Here is a 23,122-nt window from a genome sequence, read left to right as displayed (position 1 = left end):
GAAAAATGGAAACGCCGCGATCAACTGAGCGCGGCGTTGGCCTTCATACGAATCACATTGGCGGCGCTGGCTGAGCCGTCCTGCCAAAACGACAACTCGGTGTACTGCTGGAACAAGTCCGGCGGCAGGATGGTGCGCCGCGTCTGCAAACGCACCTTGGGCTGGACCTTGTGCAAGCCGGAAACGCCCAGCGCCTCGTCGAATGCCGGCGCGTCGTAGGCGAGGTTGTCGAAGTCATGCTCAAACCATGGCTCGCCGATAAAATCGTAGACCAGCCGCATGACCCGCTCCGGGGCCTGGCTGAGCAGGTCGTAATCGACGATCAGCAAAGAATCGGCATGCTCACCGTAATAGGCTTCCTTGAGCGCAGCCCAGGCAAACCCGACCAGACGGTTGCGCTGGGCCAGGGTTTCACAGCGGCTGTAGACCGTATTGCGCTCGACGTCATCGCCAAACAGCTTGGTGTTTTCGAAAGGATTGGCGCGATACAGGCGTTCCAGGCTGTCCATGATCCAGGCAACGTTGCGCACACAGGCGACGACCTTGGCCTGGGGAAACAGGTCGTGCAGCGCAGGCATGCGCGCACACCACTGGCGGTTGGTGTCGAATACCACCGGGATGGAGGCTTTGTCGGCGTAGTAGGAATCAAACAGGCCGCGCAACAGGCGACGACGGGTGTTGGCATCGATGACCGAGCCAAACTCGCTGCCGGCGCTGCACTGCGCCAGCACACCATTGAACAAAGTGCCTAAAGGGCTGCTCATGCCGGCGTGAAAACGCGGGTTCTGCAATAAAATCGCAGAGAGCAGGGTCGAGCCGGAGCGCGGCAAGCCCGAGATAAAGTGATACTGCAATCCGTTCACCACTTTGTAGGACAAAAATCCATTTGTGGGCCGCAGCGTAGTTGAGAAATGCAGTGCCGACTAGCGATCATTTGCCACTATTTTGGCATGCCCCTAATACCAATTCGTGATTAGCGGCAACCGGCGGGCCGCGAAGGCTCTGGCCCGCCACACAGCACGAACAGCCGCGCCCGCGAGCCGCCGCCGTCCTGCTGCAAAAGTTCTTGCCAGCCTGGCGGAATCGGCGCGAATTCATCCGGCAGCTCGTTGCTGCTGATCAGCCAGACACGGCGGGTGTCGGGCGCTAAGGCAGACAGACGGTCAAGGTAGATGCGCCCGCCGTCCTGATCCACCAGGGTGCCGAAGCCATAGGCATTCGGCCGAGTCGGCGTGCCGTCGGGCCTGGGCGGGGTGTAAAGCTGCAGTTGGGCGTCGGTCTGGTCGTAATACACGTAGCTGAGGTACCACATCATGTCGCTGAGAACGATGCGGTCGCCTTCCTGGTAGTTGCGGTTGACGAACTCCACCGGCACGTTGAACTGATCATGCCCATCCACCGTGGCATTGTTTTTCAGCCCCAGCAGCTCCACTCCGACAAACACCACGCACAACGCCGCGCCCAGCCATGCCAGGCGCGTGGGCAGGCGGTCGATGGCCAGGGCCACAAGGATCGGCAAGCCCAGGGCGTATACCGTGAGGTAGCGCTCGATAAACACCGGCGAGATGAACGACACCGCATACACCAGCAGTAGCGGCAACAGGAAGAACAGCGCCAGCAGGCGGGCCGGGTGATGGCGCTCGCGATCCTGCCAGGCGGTGGCTATCACGACAGCGATCAACAACAGCGGGAACAGCCAGAACAGCGGTCGCCAGAAGCCCACGCCTTCATCCTGAAGCGTGAACTGCCAGATCATCGACGGCACTGAAGTCAACGTGACCGGGTCTTCCCAGCCAATGTCACCGCCGACCTTGAGCTGTTCGACGTGTTGCACGAGGTCAAGCAGGTTCGGCAGCCAGGGCAGGTACAACGCCACGACCAGCGCATTGGCGCACCACCACGACGGACGCAGGATCAGGCGCTGGCTGGGCGCCTGGGACGGGCACAGCAGCCCCAGGTAAGCCCAGTGCACCAGCACGCACAGTGCAGTGAAGTAATGGGTATAAAACCCGGCGGCCATCAACAGCGCATAAACGACCAGGTAACGCGTGCGCGCGGGTTGGCGCACCCAGTACACCAGCGCCAGCGTGGCCCCCAGCAACCACACGGCCAGCAGCGAGTACATGCGCACTTCCTGGCTGTAGCGCACGGCGGAGGGGAACAGCGCCAGCAGCACCCCCGCCAGCACCGCAGCGCGACGGGTAGACAGTTGCCGTGTGAGCCAGACGCCCAGGCCCACCGCCAGCACGCCGGGGATCGCACTCATGCCGCGAATCGACCAGATGCCGTCGCCGAACAGTTCGATCCAGCCGCGCAGCATGAAAAAGTACAGCGGCGGGTGCACATCATGGGCGGCGTGAAACCACAGGTCGTCCAGGGCGTATTCGCTGAGCAGCAGGCTTGAGCCCTCATCGCCCCAGATCGCCGCAGCCGTCAGGCCATAAAACCGCACGGCCATGGCCAGCGCCAGGATCGGCATCCACCACAAACGGCTGAGCCAACCGGCGCCTTCCCAGGCGCTCGCAAGGCGATTGACTAAGGAAAATGCCGCCACTTTGTCGTCTTGTTCTACCACAGACCGTCGCACCTCAACTCCCCAGACACAGCCCGTTTACCGAGCAAACTCCGCACATGCGCAAACACGCGCCACTCTAGGACAAAAGCCCCGGTTTCGCTCGCTGTTTCGCAACAGCCAGGCAGCAAGCAACAACGGCGACTACGCTCTGCGATGGCGCCGGACCGATTGGCGTCCTCCCCCTGTCTAGCCATCACAAGGATGAACGATCCATGGAAGTTTTCATCGGCACCATCCAACCCTTTGCGTTTGATTTCGCCCCCAGAGACTGGGCCCTGTGCGCCGGGCAAACCCTTGCCGTCAACCAGTACCAGGCGCTGTACGCCCTGCTCGGTGTCGTTTACGGCGGAAATGGCAGCGTCAGCTTCATGCTGCCTAACCTGCAAGGTCGAATGCCCATTGGTCAAGGCAGCGGCGCGGGGTTGTCGGCGCGCGTCATTGGCGAAATCTCCGGCACGGAATCCGTCACCGCCACCCTGCTCAACCTGCCTGCCCACACCCACGCCATGACACCACTCACCGCCACCACTTCGGTGCAACTGGCGAACACCTCCAGCAACCCGCTGACAGTACCCAGCGCTACCAACGCGTTTATCGGCGCTTCCGGCGGTGGGCCGGGCAGCGCCGCAATCTATTCAGACCAGCAGGGCGCCACGCCGGTCCCTCTGCAGGGCGTGAGCACCGCCGTGGCCGGAGGCACGATCAGTGTCGCCGGCCAGGGCCAGGCCTTGGCCACCATGAACCCTTACCTTGCGATCAATTTCAGCATTGCCTTGAACGGGCTTTTTCCGTCGCGCGATTAACCCCTGGCCGGGGCTCGCAGGCCCCGGCATCTCTGAAATGGAGCCTCACATGTTGAACCTGGTCACCCCGGAACACTTTCGACCGTTGCTTGATGGCACCGCCGTGCTTTACCTGCCCGACGGTTCGGCGCTGCCGATCCAAGTCCAAAGCCTCACCGAAACCCCCAAAGCCACCTTGCCAGGCAGCCCGCGCGGGGCCTTCAGGGTGCTGCTCGAAAGCCTTGTACCCACGGATTTCGTCGACGGCTTATGCCGTTTACCGCTGGCGGACGCCTGCCTCGAACAGGTGTTTGTGTCCCGCGAGCCCGCCATGGGCCGCGACAGCGAGCGGGGTTATTTCTGCATCGTGTTCAACTGAGACGGGTACCACACCAACCGCTGCGCGGCGGGCGTCTGTTCTTCCACCCGAAACCCCAGCGCCAGGTAATGCCGGCACGCATGGGGGTTGCTCGCCCACACCACCGTGCACACCGGGCACATCACCTGCGTGGCCGCCTGCTGCACCCCTTGCAAAACCGCGCGGCCAAAACCCTGGCCACGCGCAGTGGGGATGAATGCCAGGTACAACACCCGGATTTCATGGGCTCCGAAGTCGGCACTCAAGGCGCCGATAGGCGTGTCCAGTTTTTCGATGACATAGTGCAGCGCACCGGGAAAATGCTCGTCCAGGCCCTTTTCCTGGACCTGGAATTGCTGGGCGATCACCTCCTCGACCAGCGCCTGCTCGCCATCAATCCACTGCAGATCCGCACGTGCCGAGCGGTAAAGGCGCTGCAAAAACGGCCCGTCGGTACTGCGTGAGGGACGCATCACCAGGCCCTGCGCCAGAGCACCTTGCTTGTTCGACATTGCGTTCACTCCTAGAACCCGCTTTCCCGTACACCCAACGCCGCCGCCCGGCGCCAGGCCACGCCCAGCACCGACTCACTGCGCCCCTGCAGCACCACCACGCCGCGCAACGGCTGACGGGGCGTTGCAATCGCTTGCAGACTTTTCAAGCGTGCGCCGTATTGCGCCTGCACCGGCTCCGGGCGCTGGTTTTCATCGCGGCGCACGGCAATCGGCCCGTGGTGGTCCGAGGTCAACGCCTCCTGGTCCAGGTAGGCCACACCGTTGGCGTCGATATCGATCAACTCCACCGGAATAGCCGCGTGCATCGGGTCATCGGCGATAAACCGTCCGGTCGCCCCCGGCGCCACTCGCCACAGCTCGGCCTCGGCGATGTAACCGCGCAGGCGGGCGCCTTCTTCCACCACCCGCGCCAGCGAATCCTTGGGCGACAGCCAGCGCCCCACGCTCAATTGCGGCAGCACATCGCGCACCGTGCCGGCGTGAGGCGCGCGCAGCAGCAGGCGTTCGCGCTGGGCGGCCAGGCCACGGTATTCGGCGAGGGCCTGGGACAGGCGCTGATCATTGATGCCCGCGTCCACTGCCGTTTCACTGCGCCCGGCCTGGCGGCGCATCTGCAACTGCAAAATCTCCACTTCGCGACGCACGATACCTTGCCGGGCGTCGAGGTCCGGTGATTCCAGCTCCATCAGCACCTGGCCCTGGGTCACCTCTTGCCCGTCCCCCACCCGCAAGTGCTTGACCCGCGCCGCCACCGGCGCATGCAGCGCACTGGCGCGCCCGGCTTCGAGCATGGTCGGCAGCTCCACCGCGCTACGCCAGGGCACCACCAGCGCGAGCACCACCAGCACCAGGCCCAGGCTGCTGAGCATGACCCGCGGCGCATGCGCCTGGCTGCGTCGGCTCCACCATTGGCGCCACTCCTTGAAGATCGGCAGGCCGATAAACCACACCAGTTCCACGCCCATCAGGACGATCCCCAGCAGCTTGAAAAACAGGTGATACACCGCCAGGGCGATCCCTAAAAACAGCGCCGCGCGCCACAGCCACGCCAGGTAGCCCCACCACAATAGCCGGCGTTGCATATTCGGCGACCACGGCTCCGGTGCCGGTTCGCCATAACCGAACAGCAGCTCGCGCAAGCGCCAGCGACACAGCGCAAAGGCGCGACCTTGCAGGTTATCCACCTCCCACCAATCGCTGATCAGAAAGTAACCATCGAAGCGCATGAACGGGTTGAGGTTGATCGCCAGGGTGGTCAGCCAGGTGGCGCTTGCCAGCATGAACGCTGCCGTGCGCGCCGGGCCGTCCGGCAGCAGCGACCAGGCCAGCAGGGCGATGCACGCCAGCAACAACTCGGCCATGACCCCACCCGCCCCGATCATCAAGCGCGCGCGACGATCATTGACCCGCCAGGCGTCGCTTACGTCGGTGTAGAACATCGGCAGCAACACCATGAATGCCACGCCCATGCTCTGCACCCTGCACCCGGCGCGCTTGGCCATAAAGGCATGGCCGAATTCATGGCACAGCTTGGCAAAGAACAGCGCCACGCCAAACGCCAGGGCGCCGCCCAGGCTGAACAGATGCGGAAACGTCGCCACAAAGCGCTGCCAGTCGCGCGCGACCAGAAACACCCCAAGCGCCAAAATGATCGGCAAGCCGTAGCGCAGCAACCCAGGGCCAAAGCGCGCCAGCAGCGGCCAGGCACGGTTGAGAAACGCATCCGGGCGCCACAGCGGAATCCGGAAAAACAGGTATTGATGCAGCAGCACCTGCCACAGGCTTTGTTTGTGCGCGGCAGATTTGTAGAGGTAACTGGCACGCTGCTGCGGGTCGAGGGCGGCGATCAGGTCGTGGGCGCGCAGAAAACCCAGCAGTTCATCCACTTCACTGCCGCCCAACGCCAGTCCCGGCTCGCGGTTGGCGGCCTGCAGGACTTTTTCCGGGTCACCCAGGGACCAGTGTCGCAGCAAGCGAATGGCGGTGGCGCCCAGTTTGAAATAGCGCCCGCGCACCGGGTCGGCCAGGGTCCAGCGCGGCGAGCCGTCCAGGGCCGCGCCGGCGCTGGACAGTTGCAGGTCTTCACGCAGTTTGGGCAAGTCCATCAGAGGCCCACGCTTTGGCGCAGGCCTGCCAGCGGCCGCCGCAACAGGTACAGCGCCAGCGGCGCGCGCTCGCCAAACAGCTTGGCCGTGCCGCGCAGGCCGATACGCGGCGGTGCTTCGTCAAATTGCGCATCCAGGCGATAGGCCAGTTGGCCACCCGGTGTGGGCTGCGCTTCATAGGCTGCCCGTTGCAAGGTCGCCAGGTGGCGATGCAAAGGGTCGCTGTCGAGGAACAGCGCTACCTGGGCGTTCGGCTCCAGGGCGATCGCATCGCCTACCGCCAGCTCAATGCGCAACTCGGCCTGGTCGGGGTCGGCAATCTGCAACAGGCGCTCGCCGGTTTGCACGGGCTTGCCGGTCCAGCGCTCGGCGTCGGCGAAGACGGCGATACCGTCGCGCTCGGCGCGCACTTCGCTGCGCTTGAGCAGTTCGCGGGCGTAATCGCGTTCAGCGCGTTTTTGCTCGACCCGGGCCGCCAGCAGGTCGATACGCGAATTCGATTCGGCATCGGCAAAAGCTCGCTGCGCGCTGGCCTTCAACTCGGCCTCGGCCACGCCCAGGGCACGCGCCGACACGTCGGCCTGGGCCGTGAGGGTGGTGCTTTCGAAACGCAGCAACAGGTCACCGGTTTTTACCGCCTGGTTGGGCTTGACCAAAAACTGTGCAATCACCCCATCCAGCGGCGCCGCCACCACCTGCCCGGCCAGCGGCACCACTTCGGCGGGCGCCAGCACGGATTGGCGCACCGGAATCAGCAGTAACAGCAGCAAGGCGACCACCACCATCAGCCGGCGCTTGCGGGTCAGGCGCAACCGCCACGGCCGCTGCGGCTGCAGCGCATGCCAGGCATGGCTGCAGGTGTCGCCCAATTGCGCCAGCAACACTTGCTCGGCCGGATTCCACGGGGTATCTCGCGCCAGCCACAGGCCACCGAACACTCGGCCCTGGGGGTCGATCAACGGCAACCAGAACACCTGGCCGGCAGACAGGCTTTGCCAGTCCGCCCGCACCGCCTCGCTCAACTGCTCCGCCGGCACGACGCGTGCGGTCTGGGCCAGCGCCTGCTTGTGCAACTGCGTCACCGCCTGCTCGACAAAGGCCACGAACGGCGCATTCGGGTCGACGTTACTCACGGCTGTCACCGCCTGCACTTTGCCGGCGATCAACAGTGCGGCATGCCGATAGCCGAACAGCGGCTGGCTGTCATTGACCAGGCTGTAGGCCAGTTGCTCGGTGGTGCGCGCGGCACGGGTCTGGCGTTCCAGGTCCAGAAACTGCGCAAACACCCGCTCGCTGCTGCCCGGCATCGGGGCGTTCATTGCAATTGCGCAAAGTGTGCGGTGCCGCTCATGCCTGCCATCAACCCGGCGGCGTTGGGTAAAGTGGCGACCAGCAGCAGCGTCTGGCTGCCCTCGTCAATGCGCGCGCCGAGTCGTTTGACCGTGGCGCTGAACGCCTGGCCGGTTTCATCGGGGGTAAAAGTGAAGGTCTGGCCGGGCTTGAGCTTGTCCATCCAGCGTGACGGCACCAGCAGGTGGATTTCCAGGCTGCGGTTGTCGACGATTTCCAGCAGCGGCGCCCCGGCCGATACGCTTTCATAGCGCTGCACCTTGCGCTGCACCACCTGGCCGTCATACGGCGCCAGCACGCTGCAACGCTTGACCTGCACCTGATAGACCTGGGACTGGGCCTGGGTTTCGCTGAGTTTGGCTTCGGCGCGGGCCACTTCAAAGCGCCCGACTGAATTGAGCGCCGCCAGCTGTTTGTTGTGGGCCAGCTCTTCACCGGCGCCACGGCTGGCAGCCTGGGCGGCATTCAATTGCGCCTGGTAGGCCGAGCAATCGAAACGCGCCAGGGTGTCGCCCTTCTTGAACGACTCGCCCTCACTGAACGGCAGTTCGACGATGCGCCCCGACAACTCGCTGGCCAGCATCGCCTGGTCGCGGGCCCGCAACACGCCTCGCGCCTCGTCAGTGCCGGCGGCAGCCGCCGGCGGGTGATCCAGCAAGGGGTCGTCCGCCATGGCGACAGGCGCCACGCCGATCACGCAGGCAACACTCAACAGCCATAGCCGCAATAGCTTCATACGATCCTCCCTGATGAAGAACGCAGTCTATGTCAGCAAGGTTAAAACGCCACTACCCTCAATCGGACAAATCCGTGATTTGTGTGAGCGTTCACCGAAGCTGGAGTCGGATCACGCTATGATTGCCGTCCTCCAAGGACCCAGGATCAAGGACACGTCATGCGCATCGGTTTTCTGTCACCTCTGGCACTGGCCCTGCTGGCCGGTATTCCCCTGGCAGCCCAGGCCAGTTCCGACGACTCGTGCTACCCCGACTGGCGGGTGTCGCGTGACAGTCTCGAACCCTGCAGCAACCAACCCTTTCTCAGCCCAGGCAACGATAGCCGGGTAAACCTGCGCCTGTTGCTGGCCGACAAAAAGGCCGCACCCCTGGCGCCGAATGCCCTGGGCGAAGACGACCTGGCCCAGGGTTTCGGCCCGGTGCCGTTTCCGGTGTATCGCCTGGTGCCGGTTCCGGCCGCAGAGGACGAACCCGATAACCAAGCGGACGATTCGCGCACCGCCGAGCTCGACACCCTGCTCGCGCCGCTGGGCATCAAGCGTGAGGAGTACAAGACGGCAGGCGAAGCGTTTCTCGATGGCGAAGGCAGCCGCTGCCGCAGCAACGCTGATGACAGCGCCACCGCGTTTATCAGCCAGGTGATCAAGGCCGATATGCCGCCCGCCGAGCGCGACCTGCTGGTGAAAGCACGTCTGCAGCTGCTGACCACCTGTGACTGGGACGGCCAGGTGGTGGATGCGCAGCTGACCCCTTCGGCCAGCGCCCAACTGTTTCGCACTTATCTGCAGGCCGCCGCTGACTTCTACAGCGGCCGCTTCGGTAACGCCGAGCGCGGTTTCGCCGCCGCCGCGACCAGCGATGTGCCCTGGCTGAAGGAAACCGCGCTGTACATGACCGCGCGCACCTCGCTGAACCAAGCCCAGGCCGAAGCCTTCGACGAATACGGTGTGCCCCAGCGCGAGCATGTGGACAAGGCCGCGTTGAGCGACGCCGAAGAAGGCTTTCTCGGCTACCTGAAAACCTACCCGCAGGGCGCTTACGTCGCGTCCGCCCGTGGCCTGCTGCGTCGGGTGCACTGGCTGGCGAATGACGAGGCCAAGCTCGCCGCAGACTTCACCTGGCAATTCACCGAGGCCAGCGACGCCCAGCGCAATGTGAGCGTGGACGCGTTGGTGGAAGAAGCCGACCTCAAATTGCTGATGGCCAGCAACCAGGCGGCCAACAGCCCGATGCTGCAAGTGGTCAGCGACCTGATGGCCATGCGTGCCCATACCCCGCCCCTGTTGAGTCGCGAAGCCCTCGACAAGCAAAGGAGCACCTTCGCCAACGAGCCGGCCTTGTTCGACTACCTGCAAGCGGCGTATGCCCTGTACGTCGAGCACCAACCCGACACGGCCCTGAAGCATCTGCCGACGGACCTGCCGTCAAACCTGGATTACTTCGCCTTCAGCCAGCAGACCCTGCGCGCCCTGGCCCTGGAAGCCAAGCAAGACTGGAAAGGCGCCGAAGCGCTGTGGCTGCAACTGCTGCCGCTGGCCAAGCAACCGCTGCAACGCGATCAATTGGAGCTGGCGCTGGCGATGAACTACGAGCGCAGCGGCCAACTGGCCAAGGTGTTCGCCGCCGACTCGCCGATCAGTGCCAGGCAGGTGCGCTATATCCTGCTGCGCAACGTGGCCGGTCCCGACCTGTTGCGCCAGCAGATCGCCAAGGCCAACGACCCCACTGAACGCCAGACCGCCCAATTCGTGCTGCTCTACAAAGACCTGCTGCACCGCCAGTTCGCGACCTTCGCCGACGACCTCAAGCAGGCCTCGCTGTCTGACGACAAACTCGGCACCAGCCTGGGTTACACCTACAGCGGCGGGCAAAGCTTGAAGCTGTTCCAGTGGAACGGTGACAAGGCCGAATCCGGCTATGCCTGCCCGAGCGTCGCGCAAACCGCCGCGACCTTGCAAAGCGACGCAAAAAACCCGCAAGCCCTCAACTGCCTGGGGGAATTCATCCTGCGCAATGGCCTGGACGGCATGCCGCTGGAGCAAGCTCGCGCCACCGGCAGCCTCGGCAGCACCGCCTCGGAGTTCAAAGGTGAAACCTTCTCGCGCCTGGACGGCTACCAGCAGGTGATCGCCAATGCCAAGGCGCCCAAAACCGACCGGGCCTACGCACTGTTTCGCGCGATCAATTGCTACGCGCCGGCCGGCTACAACAGCTGCGGCGGCGAAGACGTGGCGCCGGCCGTGCGCAAAGGCTGGTTCCGCCAGCTCAAGAGCGGTTTCGCCGACACTCAGTGGGGCAAATCGCTGCAGTACTACTGGTGAAAACCCTGTGGCTGGGCCTGCTATTGCTGGCAAGCCCAGCCTTCGGCGCTGTTGACGCCCGTGACTACGACGCTTTCTGGCTGTGGAGCGGCGTCGCGCCCCAGCCGGTGCTCACGCAGGCCAAGACCCTCTACATCCTGCAGGGCCAGATCAACTCCACCCGCCGCGCTCCACAACGCGGTGTGCAACTGATCGCCCAGGGCATGAACGTGCCGCGCATTACCCAGGGCGACATCTGGGTGGTCTACCGCGCCCATACTCTGCGATGGCCGGAACAGGTCTACACCCAACTGCTTGGCCAGGTGCAACGCTGGCGCGAGGCGGGCAACCCGGTGGTCGGCATCCAGATCGACTTCGACGCCCGCACTCAATACCTGCACGAATACGCGGCCTTCCTGCGCGACCTGCGCCAACGTCTGCCGACCGACCTGCGCTTGAGCATCACCGGCCTGTTGGACTGGAGCAGCAACGCCGACCCCGCCGCCATCGCCCAGCTCAAGGGCGTGGTGGATGAAGTGGTGGTACAGACCTATCAAGGGCGGCACAGCATCCCCGACTACGCCGCGTATTTGCCCCGCATGAACCGGCTGGGCGTGCCGTTCAAGGTCGGCCTGATTCAGGGCGGGGACTGGCAAGCGCCGGAGTATTTACAGGGGAGTGAGTGGTTTCGGGGGTATGTGGTGTTTTTGCAGAACCGGTAAGTCCTCCGACAGGGAAAAATCCGCATCGAGCTGGAGTTTATGCACACTGGCTTAAACAGAGTGGATGATATAAGTTACTCTTACCGCATTAAAGGGTGATATATCATGCAACCGTCGGGCAAGCCGAACCCTCACAAAGGGTACATCTCAGAGCGAAGCGATGAGCTGATGAAAGGTATCGGAAACGGTATCGAAATAGCCCGTGTTCGTCGTCGGCTGAAAATTTCCACCATATGCAGCCGCGCGGGTATCACCCGGCAAACGTATCAACGACTGAGACAGGGAGAAGCCGGCGTATCCCTCGGTGTACTGATGAATGTGCTCAGCGCGATGGACCTGGAGGAAGGGATGGCGAGCATCGCATCGCCAGACCTTGACCAGGTTGGGATAACCCTGAGCCTCGCCCGTGAGCCTGACCGAATTCGCACAGAAGGAGACCCTCATGTCCTGGAAGCCGATTGGTAATGCATTTGTTTTTTCGGCTCACTCAGTCGGTGATCCGGTCCCCGTCGGTGAAGTGGCGATGCACGGGGGCGGGTTCGTTTTTCGCTACGCGAACAGCTGGCTCGCAAGACCCAACGCATTCGCGATTGACCCGCTGAATTTGCCACTGACCTCTAACCAATATTCCTCCACGCGCATGTTTGGGGTGCTTGACGACGCCACTCCGGACAATTGGGGCCGGCGTGTTCTGCTGGCCACTCACAAGCAGCATCCACAAAACGACATAGAATGGCTGCTTGCCTCGCGGGGTGCCGGGGTTGGATGCCTGCTTTTCAGTGCTTCACGACATCTGTTACCTACCCTGCACCAGCCGCCACAATTTGAAGATCTCGAAAAAATCATGGTGGGCCTCGATCAAGTCGAGAAAGGCGATGTAGACCTCCCTGCGGAAATCGCACGGCTATTCGAGTTCGGAAGCTCTATGGGCGGCGCCAGACCCAAGGTCACCGTGACTCATGAAGGTAAGGAATGGATTGCCAAGTTCGGCCGTAGCGACGATGTTTTCGATCAGCCCCGTGCTGAATTTGCCAGCCTGCAAATGGCGAACGCGGCGGGTCTACCGGCAGCGGGGCACAAGTTGGTCGAGGTAGCCGGCAGGCCGGTATTGATGGTCGAGCGCTTTGACCGGCATGAAGGAACGGGCCGCGAGCACTATGTCAGCTGCAACTCTTTGGTAAGCGCCGAGAAGCCGAGAATGCGCGTTGGCGCGGTTGATAGTGACGTTTCCTATTCCAGAATCGCCGACGTTTTGAAGAAGGTCAGCGACGATGCAACGCTCGACATGCGTGAACTTTATCGACGCATGGCATTCAATGTGCTCATCGGAAATAGCGACGACCACCTGAAACAAACCGGACTGCTGTTGACCAGCTCGTCGGGCTACTCCCTTGCGCCAGTATTTGACGTGCTGCCCCATCCGACGCAACCAGGCTTGCAGGCGCTGATCATCGGGAATGAAGGAAGGGTATCGTCTATCAGCAATTTGCTGAGTACGCCCGAGCGCTTTGGCTTGGGAATGGATGAAGCAAGATCCATCGTCACTGACGTCTATGCCGTCGTGCGAGAAGCCTCCGGCTTTTTTGAGGCCACAGGCTGCAGCAGTGCCGATACCAGCATGCTTTCCAAGGTATGCACCCGGTTTGAAACGCAGCTGATGGCATGACCCGGGTGCGCAGCCGAAGACGACCTCACGTCCGTCCTATTGCGCATCTGAACGCGCCAGTGGATACACCGACTCCCAGCCGCCACCCAACGCTTTATACAAGCCCACCATCGCCAACGACACACTCGTAGAGCTTTCCACCCACTGTTCCTGGGTCGCCAGCAGCGCGCTTTGCACGGTGAGCACGTTGACGAAATCCGCCACGCCTTCGACGTACTGGTGTTGTGCGGTGGTCAAGGCGATCTGGTTCTGGCGCACGGCTTCGGCGAGGCTGTCGCGGCGCAGTTGGCTGGCGTTGTAGCGGGTCAACTGGTCGTCGATTTCATGCCAGGCGCGCAGCACGGTTTGCTGGTAGGCCAGCGCCGCTTCCTGTTGCTGGGCTTCGCGCAGATTCACCATGCCTTGCAGGCGCCCGCCGTTGAATAGCGGCAGGCTTAACTGCGGGCCGAAGGCAAAGGCGCGCGAGCCCCAGGAGCCGAGATCCGCGAGCTGCATGGCCTGGGAGCCGAGGCTGCCGGACAGGGTGATGCGCGGGTAGAAATCGCCCTTGGCCACGCCGATGCTGGCGGTGGCAGCGTGCAAGCGGGCTTCGGCCTGGCGGATGTCCGGGCGGCGCTCGGCCAGTTCCGACGGCAGGCCGATAGCGACCTGGCGCTGGGTCTGCGGCACGGCGGCGTCCTTGGACAGCTGCGCGTGCAGGGCCTGCGGAGGCTCGCCCATCAGCAGGCTCAGGGCGTTGATCAACTGGTCCTGGCGCTGCTGCAAATCCGGCAGGCGCGCTTCGATGGCGGCGACTTGGGCGGCGGCTTCGGCCACGTCCAGGTCGGTCGCCACGCCATCGGCCAGGCGCAGTTGCGAAAGCTTGAGGCTGTGGCGGGCGACGTCGAGGTTCTGCTCGGTGACGGCGCGGGTGTTTTGTACGCCGCGCAGTTGGATGTAGTCCTGGGCGGTCTCGGCCAGCACCGACAGCAACACGGCGCGGCGGTCGTTTTCCGCGATTTCCAGGGTGGCGTCGGCGGCTTCGGTCTCGCGCTTGACCCGGCCCCAGAAGTCCACTTCCCAAGCGGCGGAAAAGCCCATGTCCCATTGGTTGAACGCCGAGCGGCCGTTCTCGCCGGAGGGGTCGTTCAAGCCTTTGCCACTGTTGCGCTTACGCTGGTAAGCGCCGCCCGCGTCGACGTTGGGGTAACGCTCGGCGGTGGTTACCTGGCGCACGGCGCGACTTTGTTGCAGGCGGCTGCTGGCCAGTTTCAGGTCGAGGTTATCCCTGAGGGCGCGGCGTGTGAGGGCCGACAGTTGCTCGTCGTGGAATACGTCCCACCAGCGCTCTTGCAACGGGTCGCTGGTGGCGCGACTGGCCGCCTGACGCCCCTGGGGCTCAGTCCATTGGGCCACAGACGGCCCCTGCGGCCGCTGGAAATCCGGGCCGACGGTGCAAGCGCTCAAACTGATCAGGCTCAGGGTGAGCCAGGCGAGATGTCTCATTGCTGGGCCACCTCATGTTGTTGTGCGGCGGCGTGGGTGTCGACACTGGCTTCCACCGACATCCCTACGCGCAAGCGTTCGGTCAGCGGTTGGTTTGGCTCAAGCACAATCTTCACCGGAATACGCTGCACCACCTTGGTGAAGTTACCGGTGGCGTTGTCCGGCTTGACCGAGGCAAAGGTCACCCCCGTGGCAGGCGCCAGGCTTTCCAGATGGCCGTTGAGCAACTCGCCATCGAGACTGTCGACCCGCACCTGCACGGCTTGGCCGGCCTGCATGTGAGACAGTTGCGTCTCCTGGAAATTGGCCACGACATAGGCTTGGGCCAGCGGCACCACGGCGAGGATCTTGCTGCCCGGCGTGACATAGGCGCCCACCCGTACCGCACGCTCACCGACCATGCCGTCCACCGGCGCGACGATGCGGGTGTAGGAAAGCTGATAACTGGCCATTTCCAGCGCGGCCTGTGCACGCTTGAGACCGCCTTCGGCAGCGTCACGCTGGGCGGTGAGAATTTCCACTTGCTTGCGTTCGGCTGCCAGCACCGCCGTGGATTTGGCCAGGCGCGCGGTGGCCTGGTCGATGCGGGTCTTGGCTTGCTGGGCGTTCTGCACGGTGCCCGCGCCGACGCCGGCGAGGTGGTTGTAGCGGTTCAGTTCGTGTTCGGCAAACGCCACTTCGGCGCGATCCGCGGCCACGGTGGCTTGGGCCTGGGCGATCACCGAGCTTTGGCGTTCAAGGGTCGCGGTGGCGTTTTTCAGTTGGGCCTGGGCGACCAGGGTGTCGGCGTCGGCAGCCTGGGCGGCGGCGCGAAAGTCACGGTCGTCGATCAGCGCCAACAGCTGGCCGGCCTTGACGCGCTGGTTGTCTTCCACCAGCACGTCCTTGATGAACCCGGCAACGCGGGGTGCAACCAGGGTGAAATCGGCGGCGACGAAGGCATCGTTGGTGGTCTGGCGCTGGCTGCCCAGGATGCCCGGCGCAACCAGGTACACCAGCACGCCCACGGCAAATACGGCGATGACGGAGACGGCAATTTTGTCTTTGCGTTTCATGAGAAATCCTTGGGGTCAGGTCGGTGCACGAGGCGGGAAAATCCGCGTGGGCATCCAGAAAATCAGCAGGATCAACGCCACCGCGACACCGGCCATGACGACATACAGATCCGAAGAGGTGAGCACCACGGTCTGCTCGTGCAGGCGGTGCGCCAGGCCCGGCGCGTCGCCGTCGGCCAGGGGAGAGTTGCCCAGGCGGTCCACCAGCATGGTCGAGTGGAAATGCCCGCGCTGGGTGGTCAGCGTATCCAGCACCGCCGTGGCGATCACGGCGGACAGACCCTTGACGGTATTGAACCATGCCGAGGCGAATGGCCCTTCGATGGGTTGAATACTGCCGGTGGACAGCATCAGCAACGGCAGAACCGCCATCGGCTGAGCGAAAATCTGCAGCAGGTACCAGCCATAAAAATCATCGCGAATCCACGCCGAGGTCAGGTGCGAACTGCCGATGCAGCACACCACCAGCATGCTCAGGCCAATGCCCAGCACCCAGCGGCAATCGACCCAGCGCAGATTGCACAGCGCCGCCACCAGTGGCAGCGCGATCAACTGCGGCAGCGCCATCAACAGCATCACCGGCGCGGTTTGCAGCGGCCGGTAGCCCTGGACCTGGGCGAGAAAACTCGAGGGGATGATGATCACCGAGGTCAGTACCATCAACACCCCGGCCAGTACGATCAAGGCGAACGACAGGTTGCGCAGGCCGAGCATCTGCAGCTTGAAGAATGGCAGCGGCTGCGACCATTCGTTGAGCATGAACAGTACCAGCAGCAGCGCGCCGCCACTGAGCAAAAAGGTGATCAGGCCCGACTCGAACCAGTCCAGGCGATTGCCTTGCAACAGGCCGATCACCAGCATGCAGATCGCCGGGAAGCCCAACAGCAGACCACGCCAGTTGAACTGTTTGAAGCGTTCCAGGCGCAGCGGATCCTGCGGCAAGCCGTAGGCCACGGCGGCCATCGCCAACAGGCACGGCCCGACGATCTGCCAGAACGCCCATTGCCAGCCGACGTATTCGGTCCACAGCGCCGCCAATGGCGTGCCCAGGCTCGGGCCGAAAGTGGCCGTCAACGCATAGCCGGCCAACCCGTACAATTTGACGTTGGCCGGCAGAAAGCGTAGCGCCACGGTCATCAACATCGGCGGCAACGCGCCACCGGCCAGGCCTTGCACGGTGCGCAGCAGCAACAGGCTTTCGTAGTTCGGTGCAAACGGGCACAGGATGCCGAGCAGCGTGAACACGCCAATGGCACCCAGGGTGAAACGGCGCAGGGAGAGCGTCACCGCGCACCACGGCGCGAACGCCATGGCTGCGACGGAAGTGGCGGTGTACGCCGCGACCAGCCAGGTGCCTTCGTCAAAGCCGATGTACAGCGCACCCCGGATATCGGCGAGGGCGACCTTGGTCACCATCTCATTGAGGCCAGACACCAGCACCGCCAGCAACACGCCGACCAGGCCGATGATGATGCGCGGGCCGAACACCGGAGGGCTGGGCGCAGTGGGTTTGGCTGCGGCCTCGAAGGCGGGGGCAGCGAGGGAAGTCATGGACAGGTAACTCGGAATGGAAATACCCGAGTAGTTTAATCAGGCAAATGCATGACAAAAAGTGACTTGTTGGCAGGTTATAAGTGCGTCAGGCGCAATCCAACGGGTAATGCAGGGCTTTTAATGTGGGAGGGGGCTTGCCCTAATGCCGGTCAGTTAAGAAGTAGCAGGAGCGAGAACTAACTTGTGGCGAGGGAGCTTGCTCCCGCTGGCGCGCGAAGCGGCCCCAAACAATGGGACTGCTGCGCAGTCCAGCGGGAGCAAGCTCCCTCGCCACAGGTTCGGTGTCGCCTTAACTAACTGGCATTAGGGCTTGCCCCCTGCCACATTTGATTTCAGCCCGGCTGGGCTTCCAGCCAGGTGGCGTGGCAGCTCTCGCGCATGGTCTCGCGCAGCCATTTGTGCGCCGGGTCTTTGTCGAAACGCGGGTGCCAGGATTGCGCCAATACCAGGGTCGGCAGCGAAATCGGCAAGGCGAACGAGCGCAGCGGCAGCTTCAGGCGCTTGGCGCTCAGGAGGGCTTCCTTGGGCACCGGCAGCAGCAGGTCGGAGTCGGGCAACATGAACATCGCGCCGTGAAAGCCGGGGGCGATCATTGCCACGTGGCGCTCCAGGCCCTGGGCATTCAAGGCGGTATCGATAGGCCCACGGGCGATGCCGCGTCGCGAGATGCTGATGTGGGAATAGCTGGCAAACCGAGCGGCGGTGATCTCTTCGTCGAACAGCGGGTGATCTTCCCGGGCCAGGCCGACAAACGTGGTCGAGAACAGATTCTGCACCTTCACTTCGGGCCCGGCCGGCATGGTATTGCTCACCCGCAGGTCCAACCGCCCTTCGCGCAGCGCTTCATCGTCGGTGTCGCCTTCGGGCACGAAGCGCAGTTCGCAGAACGGCGCCGCGCGTTGCAGGGTGTCGAACAGCCGACCGCCATACACACCGATGAAAAAGTCATTGGCGCGCACGCTGAAGCGGCGGCGCAAAGTGCTCAAATCGACTTGGTCCGCCGAGCGAAACAACAACGCCGCCTGCTCCACCACGTTGCGCACCTGGCCTTGCAGCTCAAGCGCCTTGGGCGTCGGCACCAGGCCGCGGCCGGCACGCACCAGGATCGGATCACCCACCGCCTCGCGGATACGCGTGAGGGTACGGCTCATGGCCGCCGGGCTCAGGTTCATCCGTCGCGCGGCGCCCACCACGCTGCCTTCATCGAGCAAGGCGTCGAGGGCGACCAGCAGGTTCATGTCCGGTAGTTGCATGCCAAGCACTCATGTTCGGTTGGGAGTGAACTGGACGCAATCCTAGCAGGCTTTAGCGGTTCAGAACGGCGCGTCGCCCTGGATGGTGGTGCGGAACAACTTGCGGCGCAGATGGCTCGGGCAGCCGGCCGCCAGGTGGATCAGCGAGCGGTTGTCCCAGAACACCAAGTCATGGGGCTGCCACTGGTGGCGGTAGATGTTTGCCGGCAGCACGCTGTGGGCGTAGAGCTGGGCCAGCAGGTCGCGGCTTTCGTCCTCTGGCAGGCCGACGATGCGGGTGGTGAAGCCCGCGCTGACGAACAGGGCCTTGCGGCCGTTTTCCGGGTGGGTGCGCACGATCGGGTGCTCCACTTCGGCCACTTGGGCGAGCTGTTCAGGGGTCAGGGTGGGACGCCAGTTGCCCTCGAATTTGCTCTCGCTGTAACGCGCGGTATAGGAATGCGCGGCGCGGCGCCCTTCGACGGCGTTGCGCAGGTGCTCGGGCAATTGCTCCCAGGCTTTGTGCATGTCGGCAAACAGCGTGTCGCCGCCTTCGGACGGCAGTTCCTGGGCATGCAGCATCGAGCCCAGGCTGGGCAGCTCCTTGTACGACAGGTCCGAGTGCCAGAATTTGCCTGCATCGCCCAGGCCGATGGACTGGCCGTTTTCGATGATGTTGGAGACGATCAGGATCTCCGGGTGGTTGGCCAGCAGGAACTGTTTGAGCACATGGATTTGCAGCACGCCGAAGCGGCGGCTGAAGGCGATCTGTTGTTCGGGGGTGATGCGCTGGTCGCGGAACACGATGACGTGGTGGTCCAGGTGTGCGCGATGGATGCGGGCGAAGTCCTGGTCGTTGAAGGGTTGGGATAGATCCAGGCCGATGATTTCGGCGCCGACACTGCCGGGGAAGGGGCGGATGTCGAAGGTTTGGTTGATGGTGGACATTGGATTCACTTCCGGCAGACAGGGGAGTGAATTTATAGGTCTAAGAATGGAAGTTTAAATACTGTTAGGGCATATCCATATGCTTTGGTGATGCTGATGGCCTCATCGGGGGCAAGCCCCCTCCCACACTTGATTTGTGAATACATTCAAATGTGGGAGGGGCGGTGCGACGATTCGACTTGCCCCCGATGAGGCCCGCAAGGGCGATAGAGATTACCGCTCGTGCAACGCCTCGGCCCGCGCCTTGATGATCGGTTTGAGCAGGTAGCTGAGGATGCTTTTCTTGCCGGTGATGATGTCCACCGAGGCGACCATGCCGGGGATGATCAGCAGCGGCTTCTCATCGGTGCCCAGGTGGCTGCGGTCGGTGCGCAGGGTGATCATGTAGTAGGTGGTTTTCTTGTCTTCATCGGTGATGGTGTCAGCGCCGATGCGTTCGAGCTTGGCCTTCAGGCCACCGTAGATGGTGTAGTCATAAGCGGTGAATTTGACCACCGCTTCTTGCCCAGGGTGCAGGAACGCGATGTCTTGCGGGCGGATCTTGGCTTCCACCAGCAGGGTGTCGTTCAGCGGCACGATTTCTACCATGTCACTGCCCGGCTGGATCACGCCGCCGACGGTGTTGACCAGCAGCTGCTTGACGATGCCGCGCACCGGCGAGGTGACCAGGGTACGGCTGACACGGTCTTCCAGGGCACGACCGGTGGACTCGGCCTTGTTCAGTTCGGTGCGGGCCTCGTTGAGTTGGGTCAAAGCTTCGCTGCGGAATTTGCCACGGGTTTCGTCGATCTTGCGCTGCACTTCCTTGATCGCCGATTCGGCGCGGGGGATTGCCAGGGTGGTGGCGTCCAGCTGGCCGCGGGTTTCCATTTCGGCGCGCTTGAGGCGCAGCACTTCAACCGGCGACACCGCGCCCTGGGCCACCAGCGGCTCGGACATGTTGATTTCCTGGCGTTGCAGGGACAGCTGGCTGCGGTACTGGCCTTGCTTGGAGGTGAACTCGCGCAATTCCTGCTGGCGCTGCACCAGTTGTTCCTGCAAGCCGCCAACTTCGTCTTTCAACTGCTGGCGACGGCTTTCATACAGCGAGCGTTCGTTGGCGGCCTGGCTGGGCGCGGCCTTGAGCACCTCGTCGGGAATGTTCAGGGGGCGATCATCCACCTGCGCGCTCAGGCGCTCGACGCGCAATTGCATGGCCAGGCGCAGGGCTTCGGTTTCCCCGGCGTTGGACACGAACCGCGTGTCATCCAGGCGAATCAGCGGCGCACCGGCCTCGACGATCTGGCCTTCCTTGACGTACAGCTCGGCGACGATGCCGCCTTCCAGGTTCTGGATTTTCTGCAATTTGGACGACGGAATCGCCTTGCCGTCGCCACGGGTCACTTCGTCGATTTCGGAGAAACCCGCCCACACCACCAGGAACAGGAAGAAGGCAATGATGGCCCAGATGGTCAGGCGAATGACTCGCGGCGCATCTTCGATCAACGCTTTGTTGACCTCGGGCAGCGGCTGGCCGTGCAGCGAGTCGGAACCTTTGAAGTAGCGGCCGACCGCGTTTTTGATGGAGTTAAGCAACACTGATCTGCCCCTTCTTCAACGCTTCCATGACCACGGCTTTCGGGCCGTCCGCAAGAATCTGCCCACGGTCGACCACCAGCAGGCGGTCTACCAGGGAGAGCAGCGAGGCACGGTGCGTCACCAACACCACGGTCTTGTTTTGCACCACGGCGTGCAGGCGTTGTTTCAAGCGTTCTTCACCGGTGTTGTCCATGGCACTGGTGGGTTCGTCCAGCAGCAGGATGGGCGGGTTGAGCAGCAGCGCACGGGCCAGGGCGACGTTCTGGCGCTGGCCGCCGGACAGGTTCTGCCCACGCTCGCCGACTTGCAGTTCGTAGCCTTGCGGGTGCAGGCGCGCAAATTCGTGCACGCCGGCCAGTTCCGCCGCTTGCAGGACCATTTCGTCTTCGACGTAGCGTGCGCCGCTGACCAGGTTGTCACGCAGGGTGCCGGCCAGCAGTTGGATATCCTGGGCGACATAGCCGATGTTGTGGCGCAGTTCGCTGACATCGATCTGGCGCACGTCCACGCCGTCCACCAGCAACGCGCCGGAGTCGGGCTGGTAAAGGCCGACGATCAATTTGGCCAGGGAGCTTTTGCCCGAGCCGCTGCGGCCGATGATGCCGATTTTTTCCCCTGGCTTGATCACCAGATTGATATTTTTCAGCGCAGCGTTCTGTTGGTTTGGATACGTGAAGTTCAGGCCCCGGCACTCGATGGCGCCTTGCAGGGTGCGGCGGCTCATGGGGCGCTCTTCGAAGTTGCGCTCCTGGGGCAGTTCCATCATCTGGTCCACCGAGGTCATGGTGACCTTGGCTTGCTGGTAGCGCGTGAGCAGGCCCGACAGCGAAGCCAGCGGGCTCAACGCGCGGCCACTGAGCATGTAGCAGGCAATCAGGCCGCCCATGCTCAGGTTGCCGTCGATGATCTGGTACACGCCGAACACGATCATGATCACGCCGGCCAGTTGCTGGATCAGCAGGGTCATGTTCATCGACAGGCCCGACAGCAACTTCACCCGCAGTTCGAGCCGGCTCAAGGTGCCGATGGTCTGTTCCCAGCCGTACTGGCGTTCGCTCTCGGCGTTGTTGACCTTGACCGCGTCCAGCCCGGCGAGGGTCTCGATCAGGCTCGACTGGCGCTCGGCGGCCAGGGCCATGGTGCGTTCCATGGTCGCGACCAAAGGCTTCTGCAGGGCGTAACCGATACCCAGGGCAATCGGGAACGCCAGCACCGGGATCCACACCAGATGGCCGCCGAGCAGGGCGATCACCAGGAAGATCAGCAGCGTGAACGGCAGGTCGATCAGGCTGGTAAGGGTCAGCGAGGCGAGGAAGTCGCGCAGGCTCTGAAACTCATGGATGTTCTGCGCAAAGCTGCCGACCCGCGCCGGGCGGTACTTCATCGACATGCCGACGATGCGCTCGAACAAGGTGGCGGAGATGATCAGGTCGGTTTTTTTACCGGCCAGGTCCAGGCACAGACTGCGCAGGCTTTTGAGCACCAGGTCGAACAGGTACGCGCCACAGATGCCCACGGCCAGCACCCACAGGGTGGCGGTGGCCTGGTTCGGAACCACGCGGTCGTACACGTTCATCACGAACAGCGGCGCGGCCATGGCGATGATGTTGATCAAAAAACTGGCGGCGATGGCGTCGGTGTACAGCCAGCGCGAGCGCTTGAGGGTGTCGCGAAACCAGGACCGCGCCCGCGGGATCAGGGTGCCATGGTTGACGTCGAATTTGTGCTGCGGTTGGGCGAAGAAGACTTTGCCGATGTAGTCAGCGGCCAGCAGTTCGCGCTTGATCAGCACTTCCCCGCCGTCGCTTTCGCTGAGCAGCACCCGCGCTTCATCGTCGCCCTGCCAGCCGACCAGCACAGTACTGCGCCCGTCCTTGAGCAGCAGCAGCGCCGGCAACGCGATGGCCGGGATCTGTTCGAGCTTGCGTTGCAACAGCCGGCCCTGCAGCCCGGCACGCGCGGCGGCACGCGACAACAACTCGGCACTCAGGCGCTGCGAAGGCAGCGGCAGGCCGGTGGTGAGCATGGCCGCGCTGGCCGGTTTCTGGTGCAGGGCGCAGAGTGCCAACAACCCGTCGAGTAACGGGTCGTCGTGCAGCGTGCGTGGATCATGACTGAGATGAACTCGACTGACTTCGGATTCCACGCGGTGCACTCTCG

The 23,122-nt window shown here is 63.3% G+C and carries 19 protein-coding genes; 6 read left to right on the top strand and 13 right to left on the bottom strand.

Going from position 1 to position 23,122, the window contains the following annotated elements:
* Positions 1-20 precede the first annotated feature (20 nt).
* Positions 21-863 carry a sulfotransferase gene (locus C4J85_RS00750; protein ID WP_124411152.1) on the bottom strand — a complete coding sequence of 281 codons (843 nt, stop codon included), beginning with the start codon at positions 861-863 and terminating at the stop codon, positions 21-23.
* 110 nt (positions 864-973) lie between these two features.
* Positions 974-2,587, bottom strand: a complete 1,614-nt coding sequence (locus tag C4J85_RS00745) for a glycosyltransferase family 39 protein (RefSeq protein WP_124408756.1) — start codon at positions 2,585-2,587, stop codon at positions 974-976.
* A gap of 200 nt (positions 2,588-2,787) precedes the next feature.
* Between C4J85_RS00745 and C4J85_RS00740 the strand changes: the two genes are divergently transcribed.
* Both C4J85_RS00740 and C4J85_RS00735 read left to right on the top strand, forming a co-directional pair.
* Positions 2,788-3,378: a phage tail protein gene (locus C4J85_RS00740; protein ID WP_124360699.1), complete on the top strand. Its 591-nt coding sequence runs from the start codon at positions 2,788-2,790 to the stop codon at positions 3,376-3,378.
* Positions 3,379-3,427: 49 nt separating this feature from the next.
* Complete coding sequence (locus C4J85_RS00735; protein ID WP_124360698.1) at positions 3,428-3,736, top strand: hypothetical protein; 309 nt, start codon at positions 3,428-3,430, stop codon at positions 3,734-3,736.
* Here C4J85_RS00735 and C4J85_RS00730 read toward each other — a convergent pair.
* Genes C4J85_RS00730 through C4J85_RS00715 form a run of 4 tightly spaced genes read right to left on the bottom strand, consistent with a single transcriptional unit; the run spans position 3,712 to position 8,421 of the window.
* On the bottom strand, positions 3,712-4,227 hold the full coding sequence (locus tag C4J85_RS00730) for a GNAT family N-acetyltransferase (protein ID WP_124408755.1): 516 nt from the start codon (positions 4,225-4,227) through the stop codon (positions 3,712-3,714). The genes C4J85_RS00735 and C4J85_RS00730 overlap by 25 nt on opposite strands.
* 11 nt (positions 4,228-4,238) lie before the next feature.
* Entirely contained in the window at positions 4,239-6,335 is a 2,097-nt protein-coding gene (locus tag C4J85_RS00725; RefSeq protein WP_124408754.1) for a biotin/lipoyl-binding protein, read from the bottom strand.
* Positions 6,335-7,654, bottom strand: coding sequence for an efflux RND transporter periplasmic adaptor subunit (locus C4J85_RS00720; RefSeq protein ID WP_124408753.1), 1,320 nt, complete (start codon positions 7,652-7,654; stop codon positions 6,335-6,337). Before C4J85_RS00720 ends, C4J85_RS00725 begins: the two co-directional genes overlap by 1 nt.
* Entirely contained in the window at positions 7,651-8,421 is a 771-nt protein-coding gene (locus C4J85_RS00715; protein WP_124408752.1) for an efflux RND transporter periplasmic adaptor subunit, read from the bottom strand. The genes C4J85_RS00720 and C4J85_RS00715 overlap by 4 nt, the downstream gene beginning before the upstream one ends.
* A 159-nt stretch (positions 8,422-8,580) precedes the next feature.
* Between C4J85_RS00715 and C4J85_RS00710 the strand changes: the two genes are divergently transcribed.
* The 4 genes from C4J85_RS00710 (at position 8,581) to C4J85_RS00695 (ending at position 13,110) form a co-directional block, all read left to right on the top strand.
* The gene (locus C4J85_RS00710; RefSeq protein WP_124408751.1) at positions 8,581-10,743 is read left to right on the top strand and encodes an outer membrane assembly lipoprotein YfiO; all 2,163 of its coding nucleotides are present in this window, start codon (positions 8,581-8,583) and stop codon (positions 10,741-10,743) included.
* Complete coding sequence (locus C4J85_RS00705; RefSeq protein ID WP_124408750.1) at positions 10,740-11,444, top strand: DUF3142 domain-containing protein; 705 nt, start codon at positions 10,740-10,742, stop codon at positions 11,442-11,444. Before C4J85_RS00710 ends, C4J85_RS00705 begins: the two co-directional genes overlap by 4 nt.
* Positions 11,445-11,549: 105 nt before the next feature.
* Complete coding sequence (locus C4J85_RS00700) at positions 11,550-11,909, top strand: helix-turn-helix transcriptional regulator (RefSeq protein ID WP_124408749.1); 360 nt, start codon at positions 11,550-11,552, stop codon at positions 11,907-11,909.
* Entirely contained in the window at positions 11,887-13,110 is a 1,224-nt protein-coding gene (locus C4J85_RS00695) for a type II toxin-antitoxin system HipA family toxin (RefSeq protein ID WP_124408748.1), read from the top strand. Before C4J85_RS00700 ends, C4J85_RS00695 begins: the two co-directional genes overlap by 23 nt.
* Positions 13,111-13,146: 36 nt before the next feature.
* Here the strand turns inward: C4J85_RS00695 and C4J85_RS00690 are convergent, their stop codons facing one another.
* The 7 genes from C4J85_RS00690 to C4J85_RS00660 all read right to left on the bottom strand — a co-directional run bounded on the left by C4J85_RS00690 (position 13,147) and on the right by C4J85_RS00660 (position 23,108).
* Positions 13,147-14,595: an efflux transporter outer membrane subunit gene (locus C4J85_RS00690; RefSeq protein ID WP_124408747.1), complete on the bottom strand. Its 1,449-nt coding sequence runs from the start codon at positions 14,593-14,595 to the stop codon at positions 13,147-13,149.
* On the bottom strand, positions 14,592-15,650 hold the full coding sequence (locus C4J85_RS00685; RefSeq protein WP_124365327.1) for an HlyD family secretion protein: 1,059 nt from the start codon (positions 15,648-15,650) through the stop codon (positions 14,592-14,594). The genes C4J85_RS00690 and C4J85_RS00685 overlap by 4 nt, the downstream gene beginning before the upstream one ends.
* 15 nt (positions 15,651-15,665) lie before the next feature.
* Positions 15,666-17,201 (bottom strand): MFS transporter, encoded by a 1,536-nt coding sequence (locus C4J85_RS00680; protein WP_124408746.1) that lies wholly within the window; start codon positions 17,199-17,201, stop codon positions 15,666-15,668.
* A gap of 335 nt (positions 17,202-17,536) precedes the next feature.
* On the bottom strand, positions 17,537-18,457 hold the full coding sequence (locus C4J85_RS00675) for a LysR family transcriptional regulator (RefSeq protein ID WP_124365325.1): 921 nt from the start codon (positions 18,455-18,457) through the stop codon (positions 17,537-17,539).
* A gap of 60 nt (positions 18,458-18,517) precedes the next feature.
* A complete protein-coding gene (locus tag C4J85_RS00670) occupies positions 18,518-19,384 on the bottom strand; it encodes a TauD/TfdA family dioxygenase (RefSeq protein ID WP_124408745.1) in 867 nt (288 codons plus the stop codon).
* Positions 19,385-19,597: 213 nt separating this feature from the next.
* Positions 19,598-20,962, bottom strand: coding sequence for an HlyD family type I secretion periplasmic adaptor subunit (locus C4J85_RS00665; RefSeq protein ID WP_124360684.1), 1,365 nt, complete (start codon positions 20,960-20,962; stop codon positions 19,598-19,600).
* Positions 20,952-23,108, bottom strand: a complete 2,157-nt coding sequence (locus tag C4J85_RS00660; RefSeq protein ID WP_124365323.1) for a type I secretion system permease/ATPase — start codon at positions 23,106-23,108, stop codon at positions 20,952-20,954. Before C4J85_RS00660 ends, C4J85_RS00665 begins: the two co-directional genes overlap by 11 nt.
* Between the last annotated feature and the right edge of the window lie 14 nt (positions 23,109-23,122).

It is taken from the genome of Pseudomonas sp. R4-34-07 (assembly GCF_003852375.1).
GTDB lineage: Bacteria > Pseudomonadota > Gammaproteobacteria > Pseudomonadales > Pseudomonadaceae > Aquipseudomonas.
This window is presented reverse-complemented; position numbering and strand designations above follow the sequence as displayed.

What these genes read in the sequence shown, in the direction of transcription:
- C4J85_RS00740 (WP_124360699.1), top strand. Translation starts at nt 2,788, where the DNA reads ATGGAAGTTTTCATCGGCACCATCCAACCCTTTGCGTTTGATTTCGCC.
- C4J85_RS00735 (WP_124360698.1), top strand. Translation starts at nt 3,428, where the DNA reads ATGTTGAACCTGGTCACCCCGGAACACTTTCGACCGTTGCTTGATGGC.
- C4J85_RS00730 (WP_124408755.1), bottom strand. Translation starts at nt 4,227, where the DNA reads ATGTCGAACAAGCAAGGTGCTCTGGCGCAGGGCCTGGTGATGCGTCCC.
- C4J85_RS00725 (WP_124408754.1), bottom strand. Translation starts at nt 6,335, where the DNA reads ATGGACTTGCCCAAACTGCGTGAAGACCTGCAACTGTCCAGCGCCGGC.
- C4J85_RS00720 (WP_124408753.1), bottom strand. Translation starts at nt 7,654, where the DNA reads ATGAACGCCCCGATGCCGGGCAGCAGCGAGCGGGTGTTTGCGCAGTTT.
- C4J85_RS00715 (WP_124408752.1), bottom strand. Translation starts at nt 8,421, where the DNA reads ATGAAGCTATTGCGGCTATGGCTGTTGAGTGTTGCCTGCGTGATCGGC.
- C4J85_RS00710 (WP_124408751.1), top strand. Translation starts at nt 8,581, where the DNA reads ATGCGCATCGGTTTTCTGTCACCTCTGGCACTGGCCCTGCTGGCCGGT.
- C4J85_RS00700 (WP_124408749.1), top strand. Translation starts at nt 11,550, where the DNA reads ATGCAACCGTCGGGCAAGCCGAACCCTCACAAAGGGTACATCTCAGAG.
- C4J85_RS00695 (WP_124408748.1), top strand. Translation starts at nt 11,887, where the DNA reads ATGTCCTGGAAGCCGATTGGTAATGCATTTGTTTTTTCGGCTCACTCA.
- C4J85_RS00690 (WP_124408747.1), bottom strand. Translation starts at nt 14,595, where the DNA reads ATGAGACATCTCGCCTGGCTCACCCTGAGCCTGATCAGTTTGAGCGCT.
- C4J85_RS00685 (WP_124365327.1), bottom strand. Translation starts at nt 15,650, where the DNA reads ATGAAACGCAAAGACAAAATTGCCGTCTCCGTCATCGCCGTATTTGCC.
- C4J85_RS00680 (WP_124408746.1), bottom strand. Translation starts at nt 17,201, where the DNA reads ATGACTTCCCTCGCTGCCCCCGCCTTCGAGGCCGCAGCCAAACCCACT.
- C4J85_RS00675 (WP_124365325.1), bottom strand. Translation starts at nt 18,457, where the DNA reads ATGCAACTACCGGACATGAACCTGCTGGTCGCCCTCGACGCCTTGCTC.
- C4J85_RS00670 (WP_124408745.1), bottom strand. Translation starts at nt 19,384, where the DNA reads ATGTCCACCATCAACCAAACCTTCGACATCCGCCCCTTCCCCGGCAGT.